This is a genomic window from Nonomuraea longicatena (assembly GCF_039525605.1).
GTDB lineage: Bacteria > Actinomycetota > Actinomycetes > Streptosporangiales > Streptosporangiaceae > Nonomuraea > Nonomuraea longicatena.
Window position 1 is genome coordinate 289,652 of record NZ_BAAAHQ010000011.1, and the last position, 23,201, is coordinate 312,852.

Below are 23,201 nucleotides of genomic sequence, written 5' to 3' on the forward strand. Positions count from 1 at the left end.
GTGATGTCACCTCTTCTTCTCGGGGCCGGTCAGCGCAGCCTCACTCCGTCGCCCAGGATCGCGTTGCAGTCGTTCTGGGAGAGTTCCTCCGGTGCGCCGGTGCCGTCTCTCGCCTTCCGCCGGATCTTGATCCACAAGTTGATCACGGCGTCGAAGGGCGGCAGGCTGACGCCGTCCTTGGTGAGTTCGTTCCTCTGGTCCCAGTCGTCGGACCACCACCGGTGTATGAAGTCCTCGAAATGCGCGCCGAACCGGGCCAGCTCCGAGGTCATTCTGATGACCAGGCTGAAGGCCAGCATGTAGCCCTTGTGGTCGACGTTCTTGCCCGCCTTCTTGCCTGCGAGGAAGTCGTAGAGTTCGCACACGGAATCCTCGAAAGCCTGCCTGCCGAGCAGCTTGTGGCCCGCGGCCGACACATGCTCGACAGGGAAGCCCTTACCCGGGTTCCGGCGGGCCGCCTGCGCGGGTTGCGGGAAGCTGTCGTCGCCGACCTTTATGTACGCGGGGTCGTTGTCGATCGTCCAGCCGACCAGATAGAGGTTCTCTTTCAGGAAGTACAGTTGAATCGTTCCGGTGCGCTGCCAATTCGTCCGGGTGCCGCCGAGCTTCAGGTCGACACAGCAGAACCGCAGATCGCCGGTGTCCGCGTTGTAGCTGTTGTACCTGTCGCGCAGGAACCTGACGATCTCGCGGAGGCAGCCCCCGTGGGGCACGCTTTCCGGGTCGAAGTTGAGGGACTTCGCTCCCATGTGGACATCGGCTCTGTTGGCGAGGAGCGTCGCCCGGTTGTCCGGTTGAACCTCCACCCGCCATGGAAACTGTGTCTTCGCCATCATCGCCCTTCGAACGTCCTCGCGGGATGTGGCCGACCACCCGTGTCAAAGGCCGGGATCACGACCCCCGCCGGCCGATGTGGAAAGGGACAGAGGCTTTCTCTTTTTTTTTCGGACCGTAACCGGCCGACGGCGCCGCCGAAGTGATTTCCGCGCAGCGTGGCCTCCTGTCCATATCCCAAGGCGGCTTTTCTCTGCATGACTTTGCCATTTCGGCCGGGACAGCACAATGACTCTTCGGCCGATCGCCGACCCGGTAATTCAGAATTTGCCGACGGGTCGGCGGCTGAGCTGAGCGTATATACGCCGCGTACGCGACCGGACCGGCAGGGTAGTGGCCGGCCCGGGTGCAACCCCGCCCCCGCACGCGGTGTTCTCTCACCGCACGGCGTGAAGAGCGGAGAGGCGGCAATCCGATGAAGACATCCACCGACAGGCTGGGCAAGGGCAGGTGGCTGCTCCTCGTACTTCTGGCGGGGCAGTTCATGGCCAACATCGACACGGCGATCGTGAACACCGCCGGACCCTCGATCAAGAGCGGCCTCGGAGCCTCGGACGGCGAGGTGGATCTCGTGGTGTCCGGCTACATCGTGGCCCACGCCGTCCTGCTGGTGACGGGGGCCCGGCTGGGCGGGATCTACGGCTACCAGCGGGTCTTCATGTGGGGTTTGGCGGGTTTCACCGTGGCCTCCCTGCTGTGCGGGATCGCCTCCGGGCCGGAACTGCTCATCGCCGCCCGGCTCCTCCAGGGTGCGGCGGGCTCGCTGATGGTCCCGCAGGTGCTGAGCGGCATCCAACTCCACTTCCGGGGGCCCGCGCGCCGCCGTGCCCTCGGGCTGTTCGCGGTGTCGCTGTCCGGCGGCGCGATCACCGGGCAGGTCCTGGGCGGGGTCCTGATCGACGCGGACCTGTTCGGCGGCGGCTGGCGCACCATCTTCCTGATCAACCTCCCCATCGGCGCGGCCCTGTTCCTCGCCGGTCTGCGCGTGCTGCCGCGTGCGGCCCGGAAGGACCGGCGGGCCCTGGACTGGCAGGGGGTCTGGCTGCTCACCGTCGCCCTGGTGCTGTCCGTCGGGCCGCTCGTCCTCGGCCGCGAGTACGGCTGGCCCGCCTGGGTCTGGGCGTGCGTCCTCTGCGCGGCGGCGGCTGGCATCCTGTTCGTACGCTCCCAGGCCCGCCTCGGTGCGAGCGGCGGCCATCCGCTGGTCAACCTGCGGATGGCGGTGTTCCCGCCCTTGCGCTGGGCCCTGCTCGCCCACGCCTTGACCAGCGCGAGCTACCTGGCTCTGCTGTTCGTCCTGGCGCACCACCTCCAGGAGGGGCTGGGCAGAAGCCCGGCCTACTCGGGCCTGGTGATGGTTCCGTGGGTCGCGGCCTTCGGCGTCGGCGGGCTGCTGACGGCCCGGCTGCCCGAACGCCTGGCGCCGTACGTCCCGGCGGCGAGCTGCTCGCTGCTGGCGCTGTCGTATGCCGCCGTCGCCGTGACGGTGTGGTGGGGTCCGGGCGACGGGCCGCCGCTGCTGGCGGCGCTGGCGCTGGGCGGGTTCGGCCTCGGGATCAGCGCCAACTCCCTGATCGGCCACATGACCGAGGCCATCGGCAGCCGCTGGGCCACCGACCTCAGCGGCGTCATCACCACCAACGGCCAGATCGCGGGGGCGGCGGGAGTGGCCGCGTTCGGCAGCCTGTACGCGAGCTGGGCACCGGCGGGGGAGCGCGCCTTCGCGGGGACGGCCGCGATCTTCGCGGTCATGGCGCTGCTGGGTGCCGGGGCCGCGCTGGCCGCGACCCGCTCCCTGGCCCGGCTGGGACCGTTCGCCCCGACCCAGGACCCGGTGGTCGCGGATCTGGGCGACGGACCCGTGAGTGGGCGGGAGGCGGATCCAGGTGACGGGCCCGTGAACGGGCGGGAGGCGGATCTAGGTGACGGGCCCGCGACCGGGCCCGCGACCGGGCCCGCGACCGGGCCCGCGACCGGGCGGGAGACGGGTCTGAGCGAAGGGGTCCGTGACTGAGCGGAAGCGGGCGCCGGGCGCCCTGGTCGGCTGGGCGTCACGGTCGGCCGGGCGCCGAATCGGCTGAAAGTACCGCCGGGCGGGAGCGGGTCCCCGACCTGTGGTCGATGTCCGTACCGGGACGCGTTCACAGAATGGGGCACCATGCCGCTAAAAGACCACACCGCTGAAGACCACACCGCCGGAGCCGGCGGTCCCCGCGCCGAGACCGCCCCCGGCCGCTCGCGTATCGGCGCGCTCGACGTCCTGCGCGGGTTCGCGCTGTGCGAGATCCTGTTCGCCAACATCCAGCTCATGGCCACCGGCACGGTCGCCGTGGTGGCTCAGCCCATGGGCGAATGGGACCCGTGGCTCGGGCTGCCGATCTTCTCCCTGCTGTTCGGCATCGGGTTCGCGCTGCTGCTGGACTCCGCCGCGAGCCGTGCCCCCCGCCCACGCCTGATCCTGCTGCGTAGGCTTGGCGCGCTGCTCGCGATCGGCCTCGTGCACATGCTGCTGTGGTCGGGCGAGATCCTGACCGACTACGCCGCCATCGGCATCCTCGTGCTGCTGCCCTCGACCTGGTTGCCCCGGTGGGCGATGGCGGTCCTCGCCGCCGCCCTCATCCCGACGGCGCTGATCTTCAGCGGCGGCGGCCCGCTGCTGATCGCGGGGCTGTTCCTGCTGGGCGCGAGCCTGGTCCGCTACGGAGTGGTCGAGCGGATGGGGCGGTCCACCCGAGGGCCGCTCCTGCTGGGGCTGGGCTTCGCGGCGGCGCTGGCCGCCGCCCTGTGGATCCGCGACAGCATGCGGGCGGTGGGAGAGACGACGTACCTGTCCGCCGTGATCAGCGTGGCCGACCTGCTGCTCGTCGGCGTGTACGTGTGCGGCATGTTGGTCCTGCTGAGCACGCCGCTGCGACCGGTGCTGCAGTTCGTGTTCGCGCCGCTGGGCCGGATGGCGCTGACGAACTATCTGACCGCCACGATTCTCGTGCTGGCGGCCGGCGGCCTTCTCGGCCTGCCGATCGGCGAGTCCTTGACGACGGCCTACTGGACCGCGGGAGCCGTTCTGGCGGTCCAGTGGCTGGCGTCCACCCTCTGGCTGCGTCGCTACCGCCAGGGGCCCGTCGAGTGGCTGTGGCGCTGGGCGACCTGGATCCGGCGCTCACCCCTGCGTGTCGGCGGCTAATCCCGAACGGACCGCAGGACCGCGTCCACCGCCCGCTGGATGCGGACCTGGGCCTGCTCCGGCGCCGGTCGGCCGAGGTCCAGCCAGGCCATGACGGCCTCGATGGTGACCGTCAGGGAGAGTTGCGCGGCCCATCGCGCCCAGACCGGGTCGTCGATCACCCCGGTCAGCTGCCGGTGGACCTCCTCCGCCATCTCCTCGCGCAACTCCTCGACGTCCTGCTGGAACCGAGGCTCTCTGGCGGCCTGGTGAAAGAGCAGCCGGAAGGCGCTGGGGTCGGCGGAGGCCCAGTTCACCAGGTCGCGGACGCTGCCGTCGGTGAGTTCGCCGCCGACGGCCGAGCCCAGGTCGTCGGCGGCCCGCTGGATCGCCGCGCGGTACAGGTCGTCCTTGGACTCGAAGTGCCGGTAAATGATCATGCGGCTGATGCCCGCCGAGGCGGCCACGTCGTCGAGGCTCGTGCCGGCGTGGCCGGCGCGGGCGAACATCGGGACGGCGGCGGCGATGATCTGCTCGCGGCGCTGCGCCCGTGGCAGCTTCGGCGTCATGATCTCTCCACTTGTTACTTTGATGTATATATTTGAAGTGTATACGTAGATGTAACAAGAGGAGGGTCGATGTCTCTCGACTCCAGTCAGGTCGGCACGCGGTTCCCGGACGGGTTCCTCTGGGGGGCGTCCACGGCCGCCTTTCTCATGGAGGGCGCGCCCCTCGCCGACGGCGCCGGTCCGTCCGTCCAGCACACCTTCGCCGGAACCCCGGGCAACGGGCACTCGCGGGTGGAGCGGGGGATCGACCAGTACCGGCGCTTCCGGGACGACGTGAAGCTCGCCCGTGAGATCGGACTGCGGTCCTTCCGCTTCTCGATCGCCTGGTCGCGGGTCTTCCCCGAGGGCACGGGGACGGTGAACGCGCCCGGCCTCGACCACTACGACGCGCTCGTCGACACGCTCCTGGAGAACGGGATCGCGCCCTCCCCCTACCTCTACTACTGGGACCTGCCCGCCGCCCTGCAGGATCGCGGCGGGTGGGCCAACCGTGACTGCGCGAACTGGTTCGCCGACTACACCGCGTGCCTGTACGACCGGCTGGGCGATCGCGTCCCCCAGTGGTTCACCGTCTGCGAGCCGCACTCGATCGTTCACATGGGCCACCTCGTCGGGGAGGACGGGCCGGGAATCCGCGATCTCAGGACCGCGCTGCGCGCCGGCCACCACCTCCTGCTCGGGCACGGCCTGGCCGTCCAGGCGTTCCGCGCGAGCGGCGCCGGCGGCGAGATCGGCATCAGCACCGTCATGACCGACATCCGGCCCGCCTCGGACGCCCGGCACGACCGTGACGCGGCCCGGCGCGCCGACATGTACTTCAACCGGCTCTACCTGGACCCGATCCTGCTCGGCGCCTACCCGGAGGACCTGCCCGAACGCCTGCTGCGGGACTGGCCGCCGGTCGTAGAGGGAGACCTGGCCACGATCGCCTCCCCGATCGACTTCCTCGGCGTCGTCCACTACCTGTCCCTGACGGTCGGCGACGCCACGCTCGGGGAACCGGCCGCCGACGTGGCCCCCGAGGGCTTCGAGCACCTCGGGATCTCCGACCTGGCGGCGATCGAACGCCACGAGAGCGTCTTCGCCGAACTGCTGGACGTGCGGGTCGTCGACACCGAGGGGCCGGTCACCGAACTGGGGTGGAAGATCGCCCCCGAGGGCCTTGGGAACGTCCTGCGCACGCTGCGCGACCGGTACGGCGACCTGCCGCTGTACGTGGCCGAGAACGGCGCGGCCTTCTCCGACACCGTCACCGACGACGGCACCGTCGAGGACACCGAGCGCGTCTCGTACATCCGCGACCACCTGCTGGCGGCCCACGAGGCCATCCGGGACGGCGTCGACCTTCGCGGCTGGAGCGTCTGGTCCCTGCTGGACGACGCCGACTACAACTTCGGGCTGATCCACGTCGACCGCGAGACCCAGCGCAGGACCGTCAAGGACTCGGGGCACTGGTACCGCGAGGTGATCGCGGCCAACGGGCTGCCGGTGCCGTACGGGAACGGGGGCTGAGGCCCCCGCTCCTACGGACGGACGATCTGGCCCTGCGCGGTGCCCTCCACGGCCGCCACGTACGCGCGGGCCACCTCGGACGCGGGAGTGCCGTCGGCCGGGTCCATGCCCAGGCTTACCAGCGTCTCCCTGATCCAGCCGGGGCTGATGACGTTGATCCGCAGATTCCGGGGCAGCTCACTGGCCGAGTTGCGGACGAATCCCTCCAACCCCGCGTTGACGAGCGCCCCCAGCGACCCACCGGCCAGCGGAGAGGAGAACGTGCCTCCGGTCAGCGTCACGGAGCCGCCGTCCCGGAGATGACGGACGGCCCGCCGCGCCAGGGCGACCTGTCCCAGCAGCTTGCCCCGCATTCCGCCCGCGAACTCCTCGTCCGACGCCGACACCAGGTCCATCAGGGGGCCGCTGGCGGCGCAGCACACCACCGCGTCCAGGTCCCGTACCTCGTCGAAGAGCGCGTCCAGAGAGGACAGGTCTTCCAGATCCACCTTCACCGGGCCTCCGCGCGAAGCCTTCACGACCTGATGAGAAGCCTCAAGCGCATCGGCGACGGCACTGCCGAGCGTGCCGCTCGCCCCGATCACAAGTACCTTCATGTGATCGATTATGGCCCGATCTCAATAGTTAGCTCTTGCGCTAACTATTGAGGCAGGGCCACACTTAGCCGCATGGCACAGTATTCGGTGCAGCTCGACGGGGTGTTCGTCGCCCTCGCGGACCCGACCCGGCGCGCCGTCGTCGGACGCCTCGGGCACGGGCCCATGAGCGTCGGCGACCTCGCCCGCGAGTTCCCGATGACCCTTCCCTCGTTCATGAAGCACGTGCGGACGCTCGAATCCAACGGGCTCATCCGCACGATCAAGTCCGGCAGGGTGCGCACCTGCGTACTCAACCGCGAGCGGCTCGCCCTGGTCGACGACTGGCTCGCGGAGCAGCGCCGGATCTGGGAAGGGCGCACCGACCGCCTCGAACAGTTCGTCACGGACCCGGAGGAGAACACCCCGTGAATCCCGACCTCGACCTCGTCCTGGAACGGCTCATCCGCGCGCCCCGCGCGACCGTGTGGAAGGCTTGGACCGATCCAGGCAAGCTGGCGCGGTGGTGGGCCCCGGCTCCGCTCCACTGCCGGGTGGACGCGCTGGACCTGCGCTCCGGCGGCGCCTTCGTGACGCGGCTGAGCGACGACGGGGCCGAGTACGTCCCGCACCTGGACGCCTGCTTCCTCGCCGTGGACGAGCTCGAACGGATCGTGTTCACCAACGCGATCGACAGCGCGTGGCGTCCTGCGAGCCCCGACCCGGTCGCGATGACCGCCACGATCACCCTGGGCGACCACCCGGACGGCACGGACTACCGCATCGTCGTCCGGCACGGCGACCCGGAGTCCCGCGACCGCCACGAGAAGCTCGGCTTCGCCGAAGGCTGGGGTACGGTCACCGCCCAACTCGCCGCACTCGCCGAAGGCGCCCGATGAAGATCGCTCTCACCGAGTTCCTCACACTCGACGGCGTCAGTCAAGGCCCCGGCTCACCGGAGGAGGACACCGGCGGCGGATTCACCCGAGGCGGCTGGCTCGTCCCCCACATGGACGCGACCTTCGTCCGGCGCGCCTCCGACTGGCTCGACCTCGCCGACGGCCTGCTGCTCGGCCGACGGACCTACGAGGCGTTCGCCCGCGACTGGCCGAAGATCACCGACCCGGCCGACCCGTTCACCGAGCGGATGAACACCCTGCCCAAGTACGTCGTGACGAACACCCTCACCGAGGCGACGTGGGGCCCCGCGACCCTCCTCAGGGGAGACGCGGTCGCCGAGCTCAAGACGCGGCCGGGCCGCGAACTCCAGATCCACGGCAGCGCCCGCCTCGGCGACGCGCTGCTGGCGGCGGGCCTGGTCGACATCCTCCGCCTCGCGATCGCCCCGACGGTCCTGCGCGCCGGCCGACGACTGCTGACCGGCGCGGGCGCCCCGTCCGGCCTCACCCTGCTCCACCACGAGGCCACGCCGAACGGCCTGCTCCTCCTGGAGTACGCGGTGACCGGCCCGGCCCGCCAGGGCGCCTACGAGGGCGCCGCCGCCTTCACCTGAGCGGCGTTGCCGGCAGCCGCGCGTTCCGGCTTCGTCTCGGCACGTGCGCACGTCGGCGGCATCTATTAGCTCGTCGTCGAAAAGGGGTCGCTTTAGTGAAATAAATCCTACTCGTTGAGTAGGTTTAGTCGAGAATGATTCTGAGGGAACGTACATCGAGAATACATTGAGAATACATCGGTCCGCCGTGATCTCCTCCCTCGGAGTGGGCGTCAGATGCCGTTGCGGCAGTCCGAATAACTCCCGTCAAGCCTGGGTCGGGCGGCTGTGGCGCGTGTCGTCCCAGCGCCCATCGTGACCGGGTTGGACCGGATGAACTGCATGAATATCGCTTCGCTCGGCGAACCGCCGCGACGCCATTTCGGTGGGCTCAATACCGCTCCGACAGCGACACTCTGTGTTATCAGGAGACGTCACAGGCGTCATCGGGTATAGGTGGCTGGATAAATTTCCGCCCAATTTCGGATGACCCTTGTCGGATCCGTCGCGCTGTGATCTTCTAGGCGTCGTCCGCGTAGTTGGTCACGGAAGGAGTTGGAAATGAAGCGAATTGCGCAGCGTGCGGGTGAGCGGCTCGTCGGAATGGTGCTGCCGAAGGTGGAAGCCGGTGCATGCGTTCCCGAGCACGGCCAGTGCTGCCGGAGGGACCGGGCCTTCAACTGCAACGGCGCCTGCACCACCGTCGCGACCCGCTGCTGATCGTCCACTGCTCGAAACGGTCGGCGGGGAAGCCGCCGGGTTCCCCGCCGACCACCGAATCCGCTCGGAGGCTGCCGTGCTCGACCTGTTCGCTCGCGCGCTGCTGGCCGTCGTCTTCTTCGCGGCGGTCGTGGGTAAGGCGCGTTCCCGGCAGGGGTTCGCCGAGTTCCGCGACTCGGTCGGGGCGGTCGGGCCACAGTGGCTGCCCGCCGGTCCGATCGCCGGCCTGATCGTCGCGGGGGAGACGGCCGCGGTGGTGCTGCTGGCCGTACCCGGCACTCGGCTCGCCGGTTACGTCCTCGCGGCCGGGCTTCTCGCCGTCTTCTGCGCCGGCATCGCCCGTGCGGTCCTCGCCAAGCAGTCCGTACGCTGCCAGTGCTTCGGCGCGGACGGCGGCCTGCTCGGCCCCAGGCACCTTGTCCGCAACGGCCTCCTGGTCGCCGTAGCCGTCGTCGGCGCGCTCGCCGGCGATGTGCCCGCGTCCGCCTCGGCGGCGCTCGTCGCCCTGGTCACCGGAGCGTTCCTCGGCCTGCTCACGACCCGCTGGGAGGATGTCGCGTTCCTCCTCGTTCCCGCCGGGAGAAACCGATGACCCTGCTCACCACCGCCGTCATCCTGCTCGCCGCCGTGGTCGCGGTGCACCTGCTGTTCACGCTCGGGCTGGTCGCCAGGATCCGCGAGCTGCAGCAGAACGGCGGCGCCCGCCCCCACACTCACAACTCGCAACTGCCGAAGCCCGGGACCGTCGTCCGCCCGTTCTCCGTCACCGACACCGACGGCGCCACGATCACCGAGGCCGTTCTCGACGGCCCGGTCCAGGTCGGGTTCTTCCAGGTCGGCTGCGGACCGTGCCGGATGCTGTCCGACGCGCTCGTCGCCGCCCCTCCGGCGGCCCGGTTCGTGTCCATCGTGCAGGGCGACCCGCAGGCCCCCGACGCCACCGCGCGGCTGATCGCCAAGGTCGGCGCCCTCGGCCGGGTCGCGGTCATCGACGTCGACGACCCCGTGCTGACCTCGTTCGAGGCCGTCGCGTACCCGACGCTGGTGTACACGCACAGCGGCGTGATAACCGCGTCAGGCACCAGGCTCGCCGACTTCGCGGAGACGACCGGCGCCGCGGCGCCGGTGGCATGACCCGATCCGCCTCCCGCGCGGGGGCGGCGGCGCTCGCGCTGCCCTTCAGGTCCGCTCCGGTGAGCGCCGTCACCGCCCTGGTGCTCACCGTGCTCGCGGGCGCCGCGCCCGCGAGCGGAGCATGGCTGACGAGACTGCTGGTCAACGAGCTCACCTCGGGTGCGCCGGACGCGGACCGGGTGGCCGCCCTCGCCGTCGCCTCGGCGATCGCCGGCGGGCTCGCCGTCGCACTGCTCTACCTCGCCGGCCACCTCGGCGAAGTGGTGCAGCACCGAGTCACACTGACTGTGGAGAGCCGGCTGTTCCGGCGGATCGCCGCCCTGCCCGGACTGGGGCACATCGAGAATCCCGCGTTCCACGACCGGCTGCGGCTCGCCGAGCAGGCTGCGCAGGAAGCGCCGGGCACGGTCTCGGAGTTCGCGCAGGAACTGGTCCGCTCGGTGGTGCTACTCGGCAGCTTCGCGGGTGTGCTGCTGGTGGTGTGGCCGCCGATGACCCTGCTGCTGCTCGCGGCGGTGCTGGCCGCCACGCTCGCCAGGCTGGCGACCGCGCGGCGCGAGGCGGCCACGGAGGAGGCGTGGGTGGCGACCGACCGGCGCCGCCTGTTCTACCGGGCGCTGCTCACGGATATGCGTGCCGCCAAGGAGATCCGGCTGTTCGGCCTCGGCACGCTGCTGCACACGAGGATGATCGACTCGCTGGCGAAGGTCTCGCAGGCGCGGTTGTCCGTGGCACGCCGCGGCGCACTGGTACAAAGCGGGCTCGCGCTGCTCGGCGCCGCCGTCACCGGGGCGGGCACGGTCGTGGTCGCCACGAACGTCGTCACCCGTGGCGCGTCGGTCGGCGACCTGGTGCTGTTCCTCGGCGCGGTCGCCGGCGTGCAGACCGGGCTGACCGCCGTGGTGCTCCAACTCGGCGAGGCCACCCGCGCGGTGCGGCTGTTCGGGCACTACCTCGACGTTCTCGACACCGCCGACGACCTGCCGCAGGGCACGGGCACACCGGCCCCGTCGGCGACCATCGAACTGCGGGACGTCTGGTTCCGGTACCGCGACGACGGCCCGTGGGTGCTGCAAGGGGTGAACCTGACCGTTCCCGCAGGCGCCGCCGTGGGACTCGTCGGCGTGAACGGCGCGGGCAAGAGCACGCTGGTGAAACTGCTGTGCCGGTTCTACGACCCGCAGCGCGGCACGATCACCTGGGGTGGCGTGGACCTCCGCGAGCTGGACCTCACGGCACTGCGCGCCCGGATCGGAGTCGTGTTCCAGGAGTTCATGACCTACGACCTGACCGCGGCGGAGAACATCGGCATCGGGCAGGTCCGACACCTTCACGACCGGTCGCGGATCGTCGCGGCCGCGCAGGCGGCACGTGCCGACGCCACGGTGGCGGCACTGCCCAACGGCTACGACACCGTGTTGTCCAGAACGCACACGGACGACGACGACCGGGCCGGCGTGACGCTGTCCGGCGGGCAGTGGCAGCGGGTGGCTCTGGCCCGCTGCCTGATGCGCGCCGACGCCGAACTGATCGTGCTCGACGAGCCCACCTCCGGGCTGGACGCCGAGGGCGAGCACCGGGTGCACACCACCCTGCGCCGGCACGCGGAGGGCCGTACCCGGTTGCTGATCTCCCATCGGATGTCCGCACTGCGCGGCGCGGACCTGATCGTCACGCTGGTCGACGGCCGGATCGCCGAGCGAGGCAGTCACGACGAGCTGATGGACGCGGGCGGCGAGTACGCCCGGCTGTTCCGCCTCCAGGCCGGCGGCTACCAGGATGCGAGGGTGCGATGATCGGGTGGATCAGGGTGATCGTGCGGGGCAACAGCATGGCGCCCACTCTGCGGGACGGCCAGCGACTGCTCGCCCGGCGGCTGCGCCGGGCCCCACGGCGCCGCGAGGTGATCGTCTTCCGGGTCGTGGACGATCAGCTCGCACACCGGATCAAGCGAGTGGTCGCGATCGCCGGAGACCCGCTGCCGGACTGGCTCGTCCCGGCGCTGCCGGACGTGTCGCAGGTGCCGGCCGGGCACGTGGCGGTGGCCGGGGACAACTCACGCTCGCAGGACTCCCGGCAACTGGGCCTGATCGACTGCCGCGACATCGTCGGCACCGTCCCCAGGGTGTGGGCTCGGCCGATCAGCCCACTCTGAGTGTCCTTGAATGCGCTATGCGTAAGTTTTAACCTTTGTCCGTGGGGCAGGGTGCATGGTTGAGGGCGCACGATTCATCCGGTTGGGCGTGAGGACCGAAGTGATCCGGACATTGCTCGCTGAGGACATGCATCTGGTGCGCGGGGCCATTGTCGCCCTGTTGGCCTACGAGGAGGACATCGAGGTCGTCGCCGAGGTGAGCAGGGGCGACCGCATCCTGTCGGCGGCCAGGTCCAGCCGTCCCGACGTGGCGGTGATCGACATCGATCTGCCCGGCAAGGACGGGCTCACCGCCGCGACCGAACTCCACCACGCGCTGCCCGGCTGCGGCGTGCTGATCCTCACCGGCGTCGGCACACCCGGGCTGCTGCGGCGCGCACTGGATGCCAGGGTGCTGGGATTCCTGGCCAAGGACACCCCGTCGAGCCGCCTCGCCGACGCCATCCGCAGGGTCGCGCAGGGCGAGCGGGTCATCGACTCCGAGCTGGCGATCGCCGCGATGAACCCCACCGAGAGCCCCCTCACACAGCGGGAGCTCGACGTGATCGGCGCGGCCGCCCAGGGCACGCCGGTCAGCGAGATCGCCATCTCACTGCTCCTGTCGGAGGGGACGGTCCGCAACTACCTGAGCAGCAGCACGGCCAAGCTGAGCGCCCGCAGCAGGATCGACGCCATCCGTATCGCCCGCGAGTCCGGCTGGATCTGATCCGGTGTGCGCGGCCAGGAAGGCCAGCGCGTCGGCGGCCAGCCCGATCGACCTGCTGACGGCTCGGGCCCCGTGCCCGACGTCCGGCTCGTGCCGGAGCAGGACGGGCCGCTCTCCCGAGGCGGCCCCCGAGGCGGCCCCCGAGGTTGCCCACTGCATGGCCGCGCACATCTTGCGGGCGTGCATCGGGTCCACCCGGGTGTCGGCCGCCGACACGGTGAACAGCGTCGCCGGATATCGGGTCCCCGGGCGGACCCGATGGTAGGGCGAATAGGACAGCAACCAGCCGAGCTGCTCGGCGTCGGCGGCCGAGCCGTACTCACCGGTCCACGTCGGCCCGAGCCCGAAGCGCTCGTAGCGTGCCATGTCGAGCAGCGGCGCCGCGCACACGGCCGCGGCGAACAGGTCGGGACGCTGGGTGAGGGCGGCGCCGACGAGCAGCCCGCCGTTCGACTCGCCCCAGACGGCCAGTTGCTCCGGCGTGGTCCAGCCACCGGCGACGAGTTCCTCGGCGGCGGCGATGAAGTCGTCGAAGACGTTCTGCTTGCGCTCCAGCATGCCGTCGCGGTGCCAGCCCTCGCCTTCCTCCCCGCCGCCCCGGAGATTGGCCACCGCCAGTACGCCACCGGCCTCGACCCAGGCCAGTGAGTCGGCGGCGTAACCCGGCATGAGCGGGATGCCGAACCCGCCGTACCCGGTGAGGATCGTGGGACGCGGCCCCTCGCCGGGCTGGGCCACGACGACCATGCGCACGCGGGTGCCGTCGGCGGAGCGGTAGGTGAGCTGCCTGCTCTCGACGGCCGGCAGCGGAACCCGGCCGGGCGCCTGCGCCCAGAGCGTCGTGGTCTCGTGTTTCGCGTCGTAACGCCACACCGCCGGGGGCGTGACGGCGTCGGTGTAGGTGAACCACGCCTCGTGCCCGCCCTCCGGACGGGAGGACAGCGATCCGACCGACCCGTTGCCGGGAAGGGGGACGGTGCCCGTCCGCTCCCCGGTGAAGGCGTCGTGCACGCCGATCTCGCTGATCGCGTGCCGGATCCGCGACAGGAGCAGCCGGGAACCGTCCAGGACGGTGAAGGCGCCGAGCACGGCCTCCGGATCCTCGGGGACCAGTTCCCGCCACTCCTGCGGCCTGCCGGGATCGGCGACGCAGAGCCTGCGCCGGGGGGCGTTCAGGTCGGTCAGGATGTACACGCGCCCGTCGCCCGCCACCGCCGCCGCGCTCCGCGCCCGCACCCCCTCCTGTACGGCCCGCAGCTCCGGCCGTCCGGCGGGTGCGGCCGTGAGATCGGCCAGCCAGAGGTCGTTGCCCGTGGAAGCACCGGCCGAGATGACCAGCCAGCGCCCGGCGGCGTCGATCTGCACGCCGTACGACAGCGCTCCTCTGGTGAGCACCGGGACGTCCTCGCCGACGGAGGCGCCGAGGTGGTGGAGATAGACGCCCTGGTGGAAGCGGGTGTAGAAGAACGCGTCCCCGCCGGGCAGCCAGGCGACAGGGGAATAGCGGCAGCCCCTGATCGGGCCTTCGACGACCTGCCCGGTGTCCGCGTCGAGGACGTAGAGGTCGGCCCGCTCGTCCCCACGGCTGGAGACCTGGTAGGCGAGCAGCCGTCCGGTGGGGTCGGGCTGCCAGTCGTCCAGGGTGGTCAAACCGCTGGGGTCGAGTCGCATGGGGTCGATGACGGGCACGTCGTCGCGATGGAGCACCGGGTGCTCCTGACCCGCCGACTGGCTCACGTGGAAGCGCCGGTCGCCGCGCCACACCGGCGGGCTGATCATCCCGATGGCGCTCAGCTCGGCCAGCCGGTCCAGGAATCGCTCGCGCAGGGGCAGCCGGGCGTTGTGCTCACGCCACAGCGTGTCCTGCTCGGCCAGCCAGGCGCGGGTGGCGGGGGAGGCCGCGTCCTCCAGGACGCGGTACGGGTCGCCCACGCGGTGACCGTGGAGCACGTCCACGACCGTTCCACGCTCTATATCTGGATATTTCATGACGTACGCTCCGGTTTCCAGTGGCCGACCAGGTCGGCGTAGTCGGGCGAGATGCGGACGAGCTCGTCGTGGGTGCCGAGCTGGACCCGGGCGCCGTCCATGAGCAGGACGCGGTCGGCCCGCTGAGCGGAGCTGAGCCGGTGGGCGACCACGATCAGCGTCCCGCCCCGTTCCGCGAACGCGGCCTCCACCCTCGCCTCGGCGGCGGGGTCCAGATGGCAGGTCGCCTCGTCGAGCACGACCAGGCGCGCGGGCGCCAGGTAGGCGCGGGCCAGCGCGATCAGCTGACGCTGCCCGGCCGACAACGCGGCCGGGTCCACCTGCCCGTCGAGGTCGCCCAGCCGGTCCGCGCCGAGCACGGCCAGGACGGCCTCGATCTCGGACCGGCTCGGGTCGCCCAGATAGGCCAGGTTCTCCAGGAGGGAGCCACGGAACACGTACGCCTCCTGCGGGATGAGCACCCGCCCGCGCCGATCGACGCGGTGGGCGGGCACCCCGCCGACCGACACCTCACCGGCGTCGGGCCGGAGCAGCCCGCTGACCAGCGCCGCCAGGGTGGACTTGCCGGCCCCGCTGGGCCCCACGACGGCCAGGCGCTCGCCCTCCCGCACGTGCAGGTCGAACCGGTCGAGGACCGGGTCGGCGTGCGGGCCGTACGCGAAGGTGACCTCGCGCAGCTCCACCTCGGCGACCGGCGGCAGGACCCGGACGGTCGTCGTGGGCCCAGGCTCGGGTGCGGCCGAACCGGTGACCGGCTCGGGCGATGCGGCCCCGGCTTCGGGCCCGACAGAGCCGGTGACCGGCTCCGGCGACGCAGGCCCGGGTTCGGGTCCGGCGGAACCGGTGATCCGCTCCAGTGACGCGGCCAGCCGTACCCCGCTCGCCCCGAGCCCCTGGACCAGCCCGCCCAGGGCCGGGGCCAGGGACTGCGTGACGTAGGCGAGCGCGCCGACCACGACGCCCGCGCCGGCGCCGTCCCGCACCAGCCAGGGCGTTCCGGCCAGCAGGCACACGACCGGCAGCCATCCGCCCACCGCGAGCGCCGCCGTCCGTATCGCGGTCACCTTGGCCACCGCCCGCGCCGCGCCCGCCTGCCGGCCGACGTGGTCCTCCACCCGGGCGCCGACCTGCTCCTCCGCGCCGCAGGCGACGATGTCGCGCAGCCCCAGCGACATCGAGGTCATCGCCTTCGTGAGCTCCTCGTCCGCCACCAGGTAGGCCCGCTCCTGGCGGATCAGCCGGGGGAGCGAGGCCAGGAACAGCCCGAGCCCGGCGGCGAATGGCGGCAGCACCAGCGCCGCCGCCCCCGGAGCCAGGGTCAGGAGGCCGAGCACCACGCTGATCACGGTGAAGGCGAAGCCGCGCAGGGTGGTGACGAGCGCCGCGAACGCGTCCCTGGCCAGCTCGACCTGGAGACCGGCGCGGGCGACGGCGGCGCTGTCCGGCCGGAGGGCGTGCGCGGCGGTCGCCGTCCGCAGGGCGCCGCGCACGACGTGCGCGAGCAGGTCGTCGCGGAACGGCTCCGCGATCGCGGCCACCGCGAGCACGACCTGCCGGGCGGCGAAGGCGGCCACCGCCCACGTCACGCCGAGCGCGGCCAGCCAGGCCAGCCCGGTTTCGGGCCGGCCCGCCGCGAAGCCGTCCTCGATGGCGCGGGCCACGGCGAGGCCGATGAGGAACGCGGGCGCCGCCTCCAGGACCGACCAGCCGCCGAGCCTGACCAGCTGGTACGGCTCCCGCCGCAGCGCCCGCCAGAGCAGCCGGGAACGGATCCCTCCTGTCATGACTCCTCTACTCCGAAGACGGCCCGGTAGCACGGGTCCGCCCACAGCTCGTGATGGGGCCCCTGGGCGCGCACGACTCCGTCCTCCAGCCAGACGACCAGGTCGGCGCGGGCCGCCGTGGCCAGCCGGTGCGCGACGACCAGCCGGGTACGGCCGTGCGATTCCGCCGTGAGGGCCCGCCCGACCTGCCGTTCCGTGATCGTGTCCAGGCTGGAGGTGGCGTCGTCGAGCACCAGCAGGCGCTCCCCTCTGGCGAAGGCCCTGGCCAGCCCGATCCGCTGCCGCTCGCCGCCGGACAGCGGTGTGAGCGCCAGACTGGTGGCGTAACCGTCGGGCAGACGGCGGATGAACGTGTCCGCGCGGGCGGCTCTGGCCGCCGCGGGAACCCCGCTGTCGTCGTCCAGGCCCAGGCCGATGGCCTCGCCGATGGTGTCACCGACCAGGACGGGACGCTCGAACGCGCAGCTCACGGCCCGCCTCAGCGCGGCCCGGTCAAGTTCCGCGAGCGGTACCCCGTCGAGCAGCACCGTTCCCCGGTCGGGCTCGGCCAGCCGGGCCGCGAGCGCGGAGAGCAACGACTTGCCCGAGCCCGACCGGCCGACCACGGCCGTGACCGTCCCGCCGGGGATCACCAGGTCGCCGACGCTCAGCCCGGGGGCGGACACCCCCCGGAACTCCACCGTGCCCGAACCGGCGGGCAGGGCGCGTCCTCCGTGCGGCCCACTGGGAACGGCGAGTACGTCGGCCAGCCGCCCGGCCGCCGATCGCGCTCTGGCCAGGCCGCCGAGATACCCCAGGGACGTGCTGAGCGCCGCACCGAGCACGGCGTACCTGGCGGCCGCGTACAGTTCGCCGACCGTCAGCTCGCCGGCGGCCAGCAGGAACCCGCCCACCGCCAGTACGGCCACCTCCAGCAGCGGCACCACCAGGCCCGCCTGAACGCCGGCCGTGGCGTTGGCCCGCCACATCCGCAGGCCGTGGGCGCGGAGGCGAGGGAGCGGGCCGAGGATCCGCCGGGCCTCCTCCGCACCGGTACCGGCCGAGGCGATCGTGCGCGCCCCTTCGAGCGCGTCCAGCAGCCGGGCCGCGATCTCGCCCTGGACCTGCTGGTAGTCGCCCGCCATCGTGGTCGTCACCCGCAGGAACGAGCGCAGCACGAGCAGGATGAGCACCAGGCCCACCCCCAGCGCGAGGGTCAGCAGCGGGTCGATCAGGGTGAGCGCGACGAGCGCGCCGAGGGTGGGCACCAGCAGCCCCAGCGTGCCCGCCACCGCCTCCGGCGCCCTGGCCGTCTCCTCGGCGTTCAGTCCCGCGCGGGTGACGAGCTCCCCGGCGGGGAACCTGCGCGTCATGGCCTGGCCGACGCCGAGCACGTGCCGTAGGATCCCCCGGCGCAGCCGGGCCGCCGCGTGCGCGCCGCTCGCGCCGCGCGCCCACACGCCGAAACTCTCGCAGAGGGCCACGACGGCGGTCACACCTGCGCACCCGATCAGCCAGGACACGGCCCCCGGTTGCGCGGTGACGAGAGCGTCGACCGCCCGCCCCATCACGTACGGCAGGGCCAGCTCGCCCGCCGCCCCGGCGAGCGTCGTGACCGCCAGGACGCCCGGCCAGGGGCCGCCTCGCCGTACCGTCTCCACCACCAGCCGGTCTCCGGCCCGCACCTGGCCCTCCCTGGTCTGTCAGCTCAACGGCAGACCCCCGCGGGCACGAACGGCCCGCGGGGGCGGAGTCAACCTGATCAGTGGCAGAGAGCCACACTGAGGTTGCTCGGCTTGCCGGAGTGGCACGTGAGTGCTGTGAGCGTGCTGCCGCCGCTGGCCACGTCGCTGCTCGCGGGAGCCTCAAGACCCTGCAGGTCGAGAAGAACCATGGGTGTACACCTCCTTCCGGGACACATCGGGGGACGGCCGCAGGTCAGCGGCCTCAAGGAACGGCAGACGCACCCGGGGGTCGCCCATGGCGGTGGCCAGGGCGAATAGGACGCCTGCCGTACCGGTCGCGAAATCCATGGACAGGCGCAGCAACTGATCCCCGGGGAAGGCGAGGCCCTCGCCGTAGGGGAGCGCGTGCCATGCCAGGCCACGGATCTGAGCGTCCGTCAGTGGGTCGGGGCCGTCATCCGGCTGCGGGCGCAGGCCGCAGCCGAGGGCCGCGACGATGCCCGCACGCCCGGTGAACAACCCGGACTGGACGAAGAAGTCCGATCGGGCGACCATCCTGAGCTCGCCGAGAGCGGTGGTGAACTCCTCGTCCTCGCGGTGGGTGAGGTAGCGGGCCAGCACCAGGCCGATGCCGACCGAGCCCTCGTCGAGGTAGGGCAGCAGCCGCCAGCCCTGGTCGACCTGGAGCGTGCCGTCCTCGGACCTGCGGCAGCGGCGCAGGTCCTGCCGCAGCGCGACGGCGGCCGCATCGAGGAGTGCCGGGTCGCCGGTCGCCTCGTAGGCGTGGAGGAACAGCAGGGCGGGGCCGGCCGAGCCGTACATGAGCCCGGCGCGCGGGTTCCCGCCGCCGCTGGTCTTCGGTACGTCCTCGACGCCGCCCAGCCGGTCCGCGCAGATGTCGGCGATCCGCAGCGCCGTCCGGGTGAACTCCGTCTCGCCCAGGTGCAGCAGGTTCAGGCCGATACCCGACAGACCGGAGTACAACGCCGGCTCCAGCCCCTCCCACTGCTCGCGCAGGCTGATGTCCACCACGTCGAGCGCTTCCTGCCGGTGCCCGAGCAGGTCGAGGACGTAGGAGATGCCGTGCAGTCCGTCGTAGAAGCCCAGGCCGGACCCCTGCACCGGGCGGCGGGCGCGGGCGAGCAGCCAGTCCTCGTACTCGGGGAAGCGCCCTTCGCCCGTGGCCGCGAGCGCGTAGAGCACGCCGGCCGCGCCGTTCGCCAGGTTCAGCCCGCCACCCGGCTGGAACTGGGCGATGTCCCCGGGGAAGAGGCGGTCGTCGCGCTCGGGCGTGGCACTGGCGCGGATCGCCCGGCACATCGCGGAGCGCAGCTCGGGCCACGAGGCCCGGCCGGGCATCGGCAGGGCGTGCACGGCCGAGGGGTCGCCGTCCGCGCCCGCGATCGTGGCGACGGCCGGGTCCATCGCGTCCGGGGGTACGGGGAACGTGCCGGTCACGATCTCGCCGAGGTGGACCACCTTGGGCCGGTGCAGGGGGAGCATGATGCTGCACTGCGGGGCGAACAGCCCCATCCGCAGGCAGGCCAGCGCGTATTCGTCGACGTCCACGCCCTGCCGGTCGCCGGGGGCGGCGAAGGCCGGATGGGCGAGGGCGGCCCGGCCCCGGTCGTCGGCGAGCGTCGCGACCTCGTAGTCGATCAGCACGACCCGGCCGTCCTCGGTCAGCAGGATGTTGTCGGGGTGCAGGTCGCCGAAGACCACCCCACGCTCGTGCAGCGACCGGACCGCCTGCTCCACCTGGTCCAGGGTCTCCAGTGCCCAGCGCGTGTAGTCGGCGACGGCCTCCGGCGTACAGGTGGCGCGGGTCAGCGGGTAGCGGTGCACCAGCCGCCGCTGCAGCGCGGTCCCGTCGACGAACTCCTGCACCAGGAAGTGGTGCTCGCCGAGGACGAAGTAGTCGACCAGTTCGGGTACGGCGGGCAGCCCGGCCAGCCGCGCCAGCATGTCCCGCTCGTGGGCCAGCCTGGCGACCGCGTCCCGGCCTGCCGCGTCGAGACCCGCGTGCGGCCTGGCCTCCTTCAGCACCAGGCTCCGCCCGGTTCGCTGGTCGCGCCCGAGGTAGACGCCCCCGCCGTTGGAGAAGTGCAGCACGCTCTCGATCCGGTACGGCAGCTCGCCCGTCGTCACCGCGTTCCGCGCGGACAGGTGCGGCGTGAGGAACTGCGGCAGCGGGGCCCAGTCCGGCACCGTGAACGTGGATCCGCGCACGTCGGGCACGAGCCGGCCGTCGCCGTCCTCGACGGCCAGCACCCGCTCGCCGCCGGACAGGCAGTACCGTTCGGCGAAGCCGCCGTACCGTACGAAGAGCGGGCCGTCGCCGTAGCGCAGGTCGCTGAGGATGTAGGGGCCCTGGACGTCGTGCAACAGCTCGTGCAGTTCCTTGAGCGCGAGCTCCAGCTGGGCCTCGTCCCTGGGGTAGATCGTGACCAGCTTGCCGCTGGAGGCCCGGGAGGCCGCCTTGGAGTTGAGCATGATCAGGACCGGGGCGCCGCGCAGGAACTTGAAGGCGATCGCGCGGGGCACGCAGTAGTCCCAGATGGCGGCTATCGCTCGCTCGGCGTCGTCCACGCGGGCGGAAAGATGGATTTTCCAGCCCTGCGTGGGCAGGGGCGGTTGGCCGGTGGGAGCGTAATAGCACCAGGTGTCGCTCACCTCGTGGGCCCAGCCCTCGGGGACCGGCCGGCGCGTGATGTCGAAGACGGCCTCGTCGGCCCCGCTGTGGTCGAGCGTGTCGTAGAAGCGGGGATCCGTAAGGCAGTACACCTCGTACCGGTCCATTTGTTCGCGACCTCCCGATCGGATCTGGTGGTAAGCCTGCCGATCGGTGGACCATTTCGTCTAGTAACACATGACATTGGTCACGCATGACAATTACATCAGCATATATGTGTTTTTCATCAATGTTTATGCATGCTTATTAGAGCAAAGTGGACAAATGGTGAAATTATGTGTTGTGGGGGATGTGTGCGGTGAAAGTGAACTGGCCGTCGGGGGCCTCGGCCGCTTCCAGCCGGCCGCCGAGCTCGGCCACGCGTTCGGTGAGGTTGGGCAGTCCCCGCCCGGCCGCCGCCGGCGTGCTCACGGGCCTGACGCCGTCGTTCCTGATCGACAGCTGAACCAGCCCGTCCCGCTCCCGCAGGCGGATCACGCACTCACGGGCCCTGGCGTGACGCAGTACGTTGGTCACGCCCTCACGCAGCACGTGGGTGAGCACCTGCTCCGACCGCTTCGGAAGGTCCCCGCAGGTCACCTCGACGATGCAGCTCACGCCCGCCGACTCCAGCAGCGAGCGCGCCGAGACCAGCTCCGGCTTCAGCGCGCAACGAAGGTCGCCGTGCGCGACGGAACGGACGTCGGAGGTGAGACGGCGCACGAGTTCCAGGGTCTCGCCCGCCTCGATCGCGGCCTTGGCGCCGTCACCCTCGTTCACCATGCGCTCGATCAGTTCGATCTTCAGCCCCAGGGCGGTGAGCCGATGGCCGACCAGGTCGTGCAGGTCCCTGGTGAATCGGCGGCGTTCCCGCGTCGCGATTCTCCCGATGGCCTCGCTCTGCGCGTGGGCTCGTACAGTGAGGTGCACCAGGGCGTACTCCACCAGGCCGAGCGCCGGGGCCGCACCCGCCCAGACCGACCCGTGCGGAGTCGCGAGCAACACGGGGCCGGACAGCAGCGCCGACAGTCCCAGTTCGAGCGAGCGGGTTCTCGCTGCGAGCAGCAGCAGTGCCCCGGCCAGCAGACCGAGCACCGGCGTCCAGGCCGTCCCGAACACGGCCAGCGGCAGGTAGGACAGCGCGGCCTGGGCGGCGACGAGCCACCATCGCGCCGCCCGGCCCGCCAGCGTCCACAGCGTGAACCGGACGTGCAGCAGCAACAGGACGAGGAGCGTCACGGCACCAGCTGCGAAAGTCGCGCCCGCGAGTCCCGTTAAGATCGGGATGGACAACCATAAAATCCCGACGGTCAGGGTAATAGCGCCTAACCGTAATGGGGGCGACGTCGTAATCGCCCGCATGACCTGGGTGAGCCCGGTCTCTAATCGATCCAATGGTCACCCCGAGTTGTGGCTGGCTTCGTGTGAACATAGGCGGGCAAACCGCCATCATCTTCTCCAATTGAACCGATCCAAGTGATCGTGTAAAGCGTTTTTAGATTAGAGATCCAGATAAGATACGACACCGGGCCAGTGACGAACGACCTGGCCTCGCCCGGCGATGATCCACAAAGAGGTCGCTCCAGCGGAGATCGCTGTGGCCGGCCCCCGACTCGGTTCACTCTCCGCAGATCACTCGCCGCAGATGGAAGCGTCCTTCACGAAGGTCCCCCGCCACCGGTTCGCGCCCGGGGCGCCTCTGGTGGCTTCACCCACGTCTCTTACCGGGAGCTCTCGGAAGGCGCCGGCGAACGGCGCCGCTGGGAGTTCGGCATCCACGGCGATGGCCCGGACGGCGCTCAGTTCGCCCGGAGCCTGCACGACCACGTGATCACCTGGGATCAACGCCTGCACGCCCGTCGCCCTCGCAGAATTCCGTACTCGCCCGCCGAGCATCTGTTCCGGCAGTCGAAGTTCCCTGTGGACCAACCGGGACGAAGAACTATTGGATGGGTGACATGCATCGATGGATCTTGGTGCCCGTGCTGATCCTGACGTCGAGCGGCTGCACGGCAGCCACCGGCGTGGAGGCGAAGTACGCACAGGGCGGCCCTATGACCTCACCTTCTCCTTCTTCGGAAGAAATGACGGCCAAAATCAAGGGGCGTCTTGTCTTTCAGCGCATCAACCAGAGCGCAACTCGATGGGAAGGAAAGTTTCGGGCGAAGAATTCATACACTGACGTGATCTCAGCGAATTGCCGGTAGGTAGTTGTGCTCGAAATGGGTGAGGA

At 71.1% G+C, this 23,201-nt stretch carries 22 protein-coding genes; 13 read left to right on the forward strand and 9 right to left on the reverse strand.

Going from position 1 to position 23,201, the window contains the following annotated elements:
• Positions 1–29: 29 nt before the first annotated feature.
• Positions 30–749, reverse strand: a complete 720-nt coding sequence (locus ABD120_RS14040) for a ribosome-inactivating family protein (RefSeq protein ID WP_343950281.1) — start codon at positions 747–749, stop codon at positions 30–32.
• A gap of 500 nt (positions 750–1,249) precedes the next feature.
• Here ABD120_RS14040 and ABD120_RS14045 point away from each other — a divergent pair, with 500 nt between their 5' ends.
• Both ABD120_RS14045 and ABD120_RS14050 read left to right on the forward strand, forming a co-directional pair.
• Positions 1,250–2,848, forward strand: a complete 1,599-nt coding sequence (locus ABD120_RS14045) for an MFS transporter (RefSeq protein WP_343950282.1) — start codon at positions 1,250–1,252, stop codon at positions 2,846–2,848.
• A gap of 144 nt (positions 2,849–2,992) precedes the next feature.
• Complete coding sequence (locus ABD120_RS14050; RefSeq protein WP_343950283.1) at positions 2,993–4,018, forward strand: DUF418 domain-containing protein; 1,026 nt, start codon at positions 2,993–2,995, stop codon at positions 4,016–4,018.
• On the opposite strand, the gene ABD120_RS14055 is transcribed toward ABD120_RS14050, so the two are convergent.
• Complete coding sequence (locus ABD120_RS14055; RefSeq protein WP_343950284.1) at positions 4,015–4,566, reverse strand: TetR/AcrR family transcriptional regulator; 552 nt, start codon at positions 4,564–4,566, stop codon at positions 4,015–4,017. The genes ABD120_RS14050 and ABD120_RS14055 overlap by 4 nt on opposite strands.
• A 69-nt stretch (positions 4,567–4,635) precedes the next feature.
• Here ABD120_RS14055 and ABD120_RS14060 point away from each other — a divergent pair, with 69 nt between their 5' ends.
• A complete protein-coding gene (locus tag ABD120_RS14060; protein WP_343950285.1) occupies positions 4,636–6,078 on the forward strand; it encodes a glycoside hydrolase family 1 protein in 1,443 nt (480 codons plus the stop codon).
• 11 nt (positions 6,079–6,089) lie between these two features.
• On the opposite strand, the gene ABD120_RS14065 is transcribed toward ABD120_RS14060, so the two are convergent.
• Positions 6,090–6,674, reverse strand: coding sequence for a short chain dehydrogenase (locus tag ABD120_RS14065; RefSeq protein WP_343950286.1), 585 nt, complete (start codon positions 6,672–6,674; stop codon positions 6,090–6,092).
• 72 nt (positions 6,675–6,746) lie between these two features.
• Here ABD120_RS14065 and ABD120_RS14070 point away from each other — a divergent pair, with 72 nt between their 5' ends.
• The 9 genes from ABD120_RS14070 to ABD120_RS14110 all read left to right on the forward strand — a co-directional run bounded on the left by ABD120_RS14070 (position 6,747) and on the right by ABD120_RS14110 (position 12,860).
• Positions 6,747–7,085, forward strand: coding sequence for an ArsR/SmtB family transcription factor (locus ABD120_RS14070; RefSeq protein ID WP_343950287.1), 339 nt, complete (start codon positions 6,747–6,749; stop codon positions 7,083–7,085).
• Positions 7,082–7,552, forward strand: coding sequence for an SRPBCC domain-containing protein (locus tag ABD120_RS14075; RefSeq protein WP_343950288.1), 471 nt, complete (start codon positions 7,082–7,084; stop codon positions 7,550–7,552). The genes ABD120_RS14070 and ABD120_RS14075 overlap by 4 nt, the downstream gene beginning before the upstream one ends.
• Positions 7,549–8,166, forward strand: coding sequence for a dihydrofolate reductase family protein (locus tag ABD120_RS14080; RefSeq protein ID WP_343950289.1), 618 nt, complete (start codon positions 7,549–7,551; stop codon positions 8,164–8,166). Before ABD120_RS14075 ends, ABD120_RS14080 begins: the two co-directional genes overlap by 4 nt.
• Before the next feature lie 540 nt (positions 8,167–8,706).
• Entirely contained in the window at positions 8,707–8,865 is a 159-nt protein-coding gene (locus ABD120_RS14085; protein WP_343950290.1) for a hypothetical protein, read from the forward strand.
• Positions 8,866–8,941: 76 nt separating this feature from the next.
• On the forward strand, positions 8,942–9,457 hold the full coding sequence (locus ABD120_RS14090) for a MauE/DoxX family redox-associated membrane protein (protein WP_343950291.1): 516 nt from the start codon (positions 8,942–8,944) through the stop codon (positions 9,455–9,457).
• Positions 9,454–9,999, forward strand: a complete 546-nt coding sequence (locus tag ABD120_RS14095) for a TlpA family protein disulfide reductase (RefSeq protein ID WP_343950292.1) — start codon at positions 9,454–9,456, stop codon at positions 9,997–9,999. The genes ABD120_RS14090 and ABD120_RS14095 overlap by 4 nt, the downstream gene beginning before the upstream one ends.
• Positions 9,996–11,795, forward strand: coding sequence for an ABC transporter ATP-binding protein (locus tag ABD120_RS14100; protein ID WP_343950293.1), 1,800 nt, complete (start codon positions 9,996–9,998; stop codon positions 11,793–11,795). The genes ABD120_RS14095 and ABD120_RS14100 overlap by 4 nt, the downstream gene beginning before the upstream one ends.
• Entirely contained in the window at positions 11,792–12,154 is a 363-nt protein-coding gene (locus ABD120_RS14105; protein ID WP_343950294.1) for a S26 family signal peptidase, read from the forward strand. Before ABD120_RS14100 ends, ABD120_RS14105 begins: the two co-directional genes overlap by 4 nt.
• 100 nt (positions 12,155–12,254) lie before the next feature.
• Complete coding sequence (locus ABD120_RS14110; RefSeq protein WP_486348444.1) at positions 12,255–12,860, forward strand: response regulator transcription factor; 606 nt, start codon at positions 12,255–12,257, stop codon at positions 12,858–12,860.
• Here the strand turns inward: ABD120_RS14110 and ABD120_RS14115 are convergent.
• From ABD120_RS14115 to ABD120_RS14140, 6 genes are all read right to left on the reverse strand, one after another.
• Positions 12,744–14,849: a prolyl oligopeptidase family serine peptidase gene (locus tag ABD120_RS14115; protein WP_425563965.1), complete on the reverse strand. Its 2,106-nt coding sequence runs from the start codon at positions 14,847–14,849 to the stop codon at positions 12,744–12,746. The genes ABD120_RS14110 and ABD120_RS14115 overlap by 117 nt on opposite strands.
• A complete protein-coding gene (locus ABD120_RS14120) occupies positions 14,846–16,633 on the reverse strand; it encodes an ABC transporter ATP-binding protein (RefSeq protein ID WP_343950297.1) in 1,788 nt (595 codons plus the stop codon). The genes ABD120_RS14115 and ABD120_RS14120 overlap by 4 nt, the downstream gene beginning before the upstream one ends.
• Positions 16,630–18,297 carry an ABC transporter ATP-binding protein gene (locus tag ABD120_RS14125; protein WP_343950298.1) on the reverse strand — a complete coding sequence of 556 codons (1,668 nt, stop codon included), beginning with the start codon at positions 18,295–18,297 and terminating at the stop codon, positions 16,630–16,632. The genes ABD120_RS14120 and ABD120_RS14125 overlap by 4 nt, the downstream gene beginning before the upstream one ends.
• Positions 18,298–18,374: 77 nt before the next feature.
• Positions 18,375–18,533: a SapB/AmfS family lanthipeptide gene (locus ABD120_RS14130; protein ID WP_343950299.1), complete on the reverse strand. Its 159-nt coding sequence runs from the start codon at positions 18,531–18,533 to the stop codon at positions 18,375–18,377.
• Positions 18,478–21,096, reverse strand: a complete 2,619-nt coding sequence (gene lanKC / locus ABD120_RS14135) for a class III lanthionine synthetase LanKC (protein ID WP_343950300.1) — start codon at positions 21,094–21,096, stop codon at positions 18,478–18,480. The genes ABD120_RS14130 and lanKC overlap by 56 nt, the downstream gene beginning before the upstream one ends.
• Before the next feature lie 166 nt (positions 21,097–21,262).
• Complete coding sequence (locus tag ABD120_RS14140) at positions 21,263–22,207, reverse strand: sensor histidine kinase (RefSeq protein WP_343950301.1); 945 nt, start codon at positions 22,205–22,207, stop codon at positions 21,263–21,265.
• Positions 22,208–22,950: 743 nt separating this feature from the next.
• Between ABD120_RS14140 and ABD120_RS14145 the strand changes: the two genes are divergently transcribed.
• Entirely contained in the window at positions 22,951–23,175 is a 225-nt protein-coding gene (locus ABD120_RS14145; protein ID WP_343950302.1) for a hypothetical protein, read from the forward strand.
• Positions 23,176–23,201: the final 26 nt, after the last annotated feature.

Excerpts from the sequence above, each read along its gene's own strand:
- ABD120_RS14040 (WP_343950281.1), bottom strand. The coding sequence starts at position 749 with ATGGGAGCGAAGTCCCTCAACTTCGACCCGGAAAGCGTGCCCCACGGG.
- ABD120_RS14045 (WP_343950282.1), top strand. The coding sequence starts at position 1,250 with ATGAAGACATCCACCGACAGGCTGGGCAAGGGCAGGTGGCTGCTCCTC.
- ABD120_RS14050 (WP_343950283.1), top strand. The coding sequence starts at position 2,993 with ATGCCGCTAAAAGACCACACCGCTGAAGACCACACCGCCGGAGCCGGC.
- ABD120_RS14055 (WP_343950284.1), bottom strand. The coding sequence starts at position 4,566 with ATGACGCCGAAGCTGCCACGGGCGCAGCGCCGCGAGCAGATCATCGCC.
- ABD120_RS14060 (WP_343950285.1), top strand. The coding sequence starts at position 4,636 with ATGTCTCTCGACTCCAGTCAGGTCGGCACGCGGTTCCCGGACGGGTTC.
- ABD120_RS14065 (WP_343950286.1), bottom strand. The coding sequence starts at position 6,674 with ATGAAGGTACTTGTGATCGGGGCGAGCGGCACGCTCGGCAGTGCCGTC.
- ABD120_RS14070 (WP_343950287.1), top strand. The coding sequence starts at position 6,747 with ATGGCACAGTATTCGGTGCAGCTCGACGGGGTGTTCGTCGCCCTCGCG.
- ABD120_RS14080 (WP_343950289.1), top strand. The coding sequence starts at position 7,549 with ATGAAGATCGCTCTCACCGAGTTCCTCACACTCGACGGCGTCAGTCAA.
- ABD120_RS14085 (WP_343950290.1), top strand. The coding sequence starts at position 8,707 with ATGAAGCGAATTGCGCAGCGTGCGGGTGAGCGGCTCGTCGGAATGGTG.
- ABD120_RS14095 (WP_343950292.1), top strand. The coding sequence starts at position 9,454 with ATGACCCTGCTCACCACCGCCGTCATCCTGCTCGCCGCCGTGGTCGCG.
- ABD120_RS14100 (WP_343950293.1), top strand. The coding sequence starts at position 9,996 with ATGACCCGATCCGCCTCCCGCGCGGGGGCGGCGGCGCTCGCGCTGCCC.
- ABD120_RS14105 (WP_343950294.1), top strand. The coding sequence starts at position 11,792 with ATGATCGGGTGGATCAGGGTGATCGTGCGGGGCAACAGCATGGCGCCC.
- ABD120_RS14115 (WP_425563965.1), bottom strand. The coding sequence starts at position 14,849 with ATGAAATATCCAGATATAGAGCGTGGAACGGTCGTGGACGTGCTCCAC.
- ABD120_RS14120 (WP_343950297.1), bottom strand. The coding sequence starts at position 16,633 with ATGACAGGAGGGATCCGTTCCCGGCTGCTCTGGCGGGCGCTGCGGCGG.
- ABD120_RS14130 (WP_343950299.1), bottom strand. The coding sequence starts at position 18,533 with ATGTGTCCCGGAAGGAGGTGTACACCCATGGTTCTTCTCGACCTGCAG.
- lanKC (WP_343950300.1), bottom strand. The coding sequence starts at position 21,096 with ATGGACCGGTACGAGGTGTACTGCCTTACGGATCCCCGCTTCTACGAC.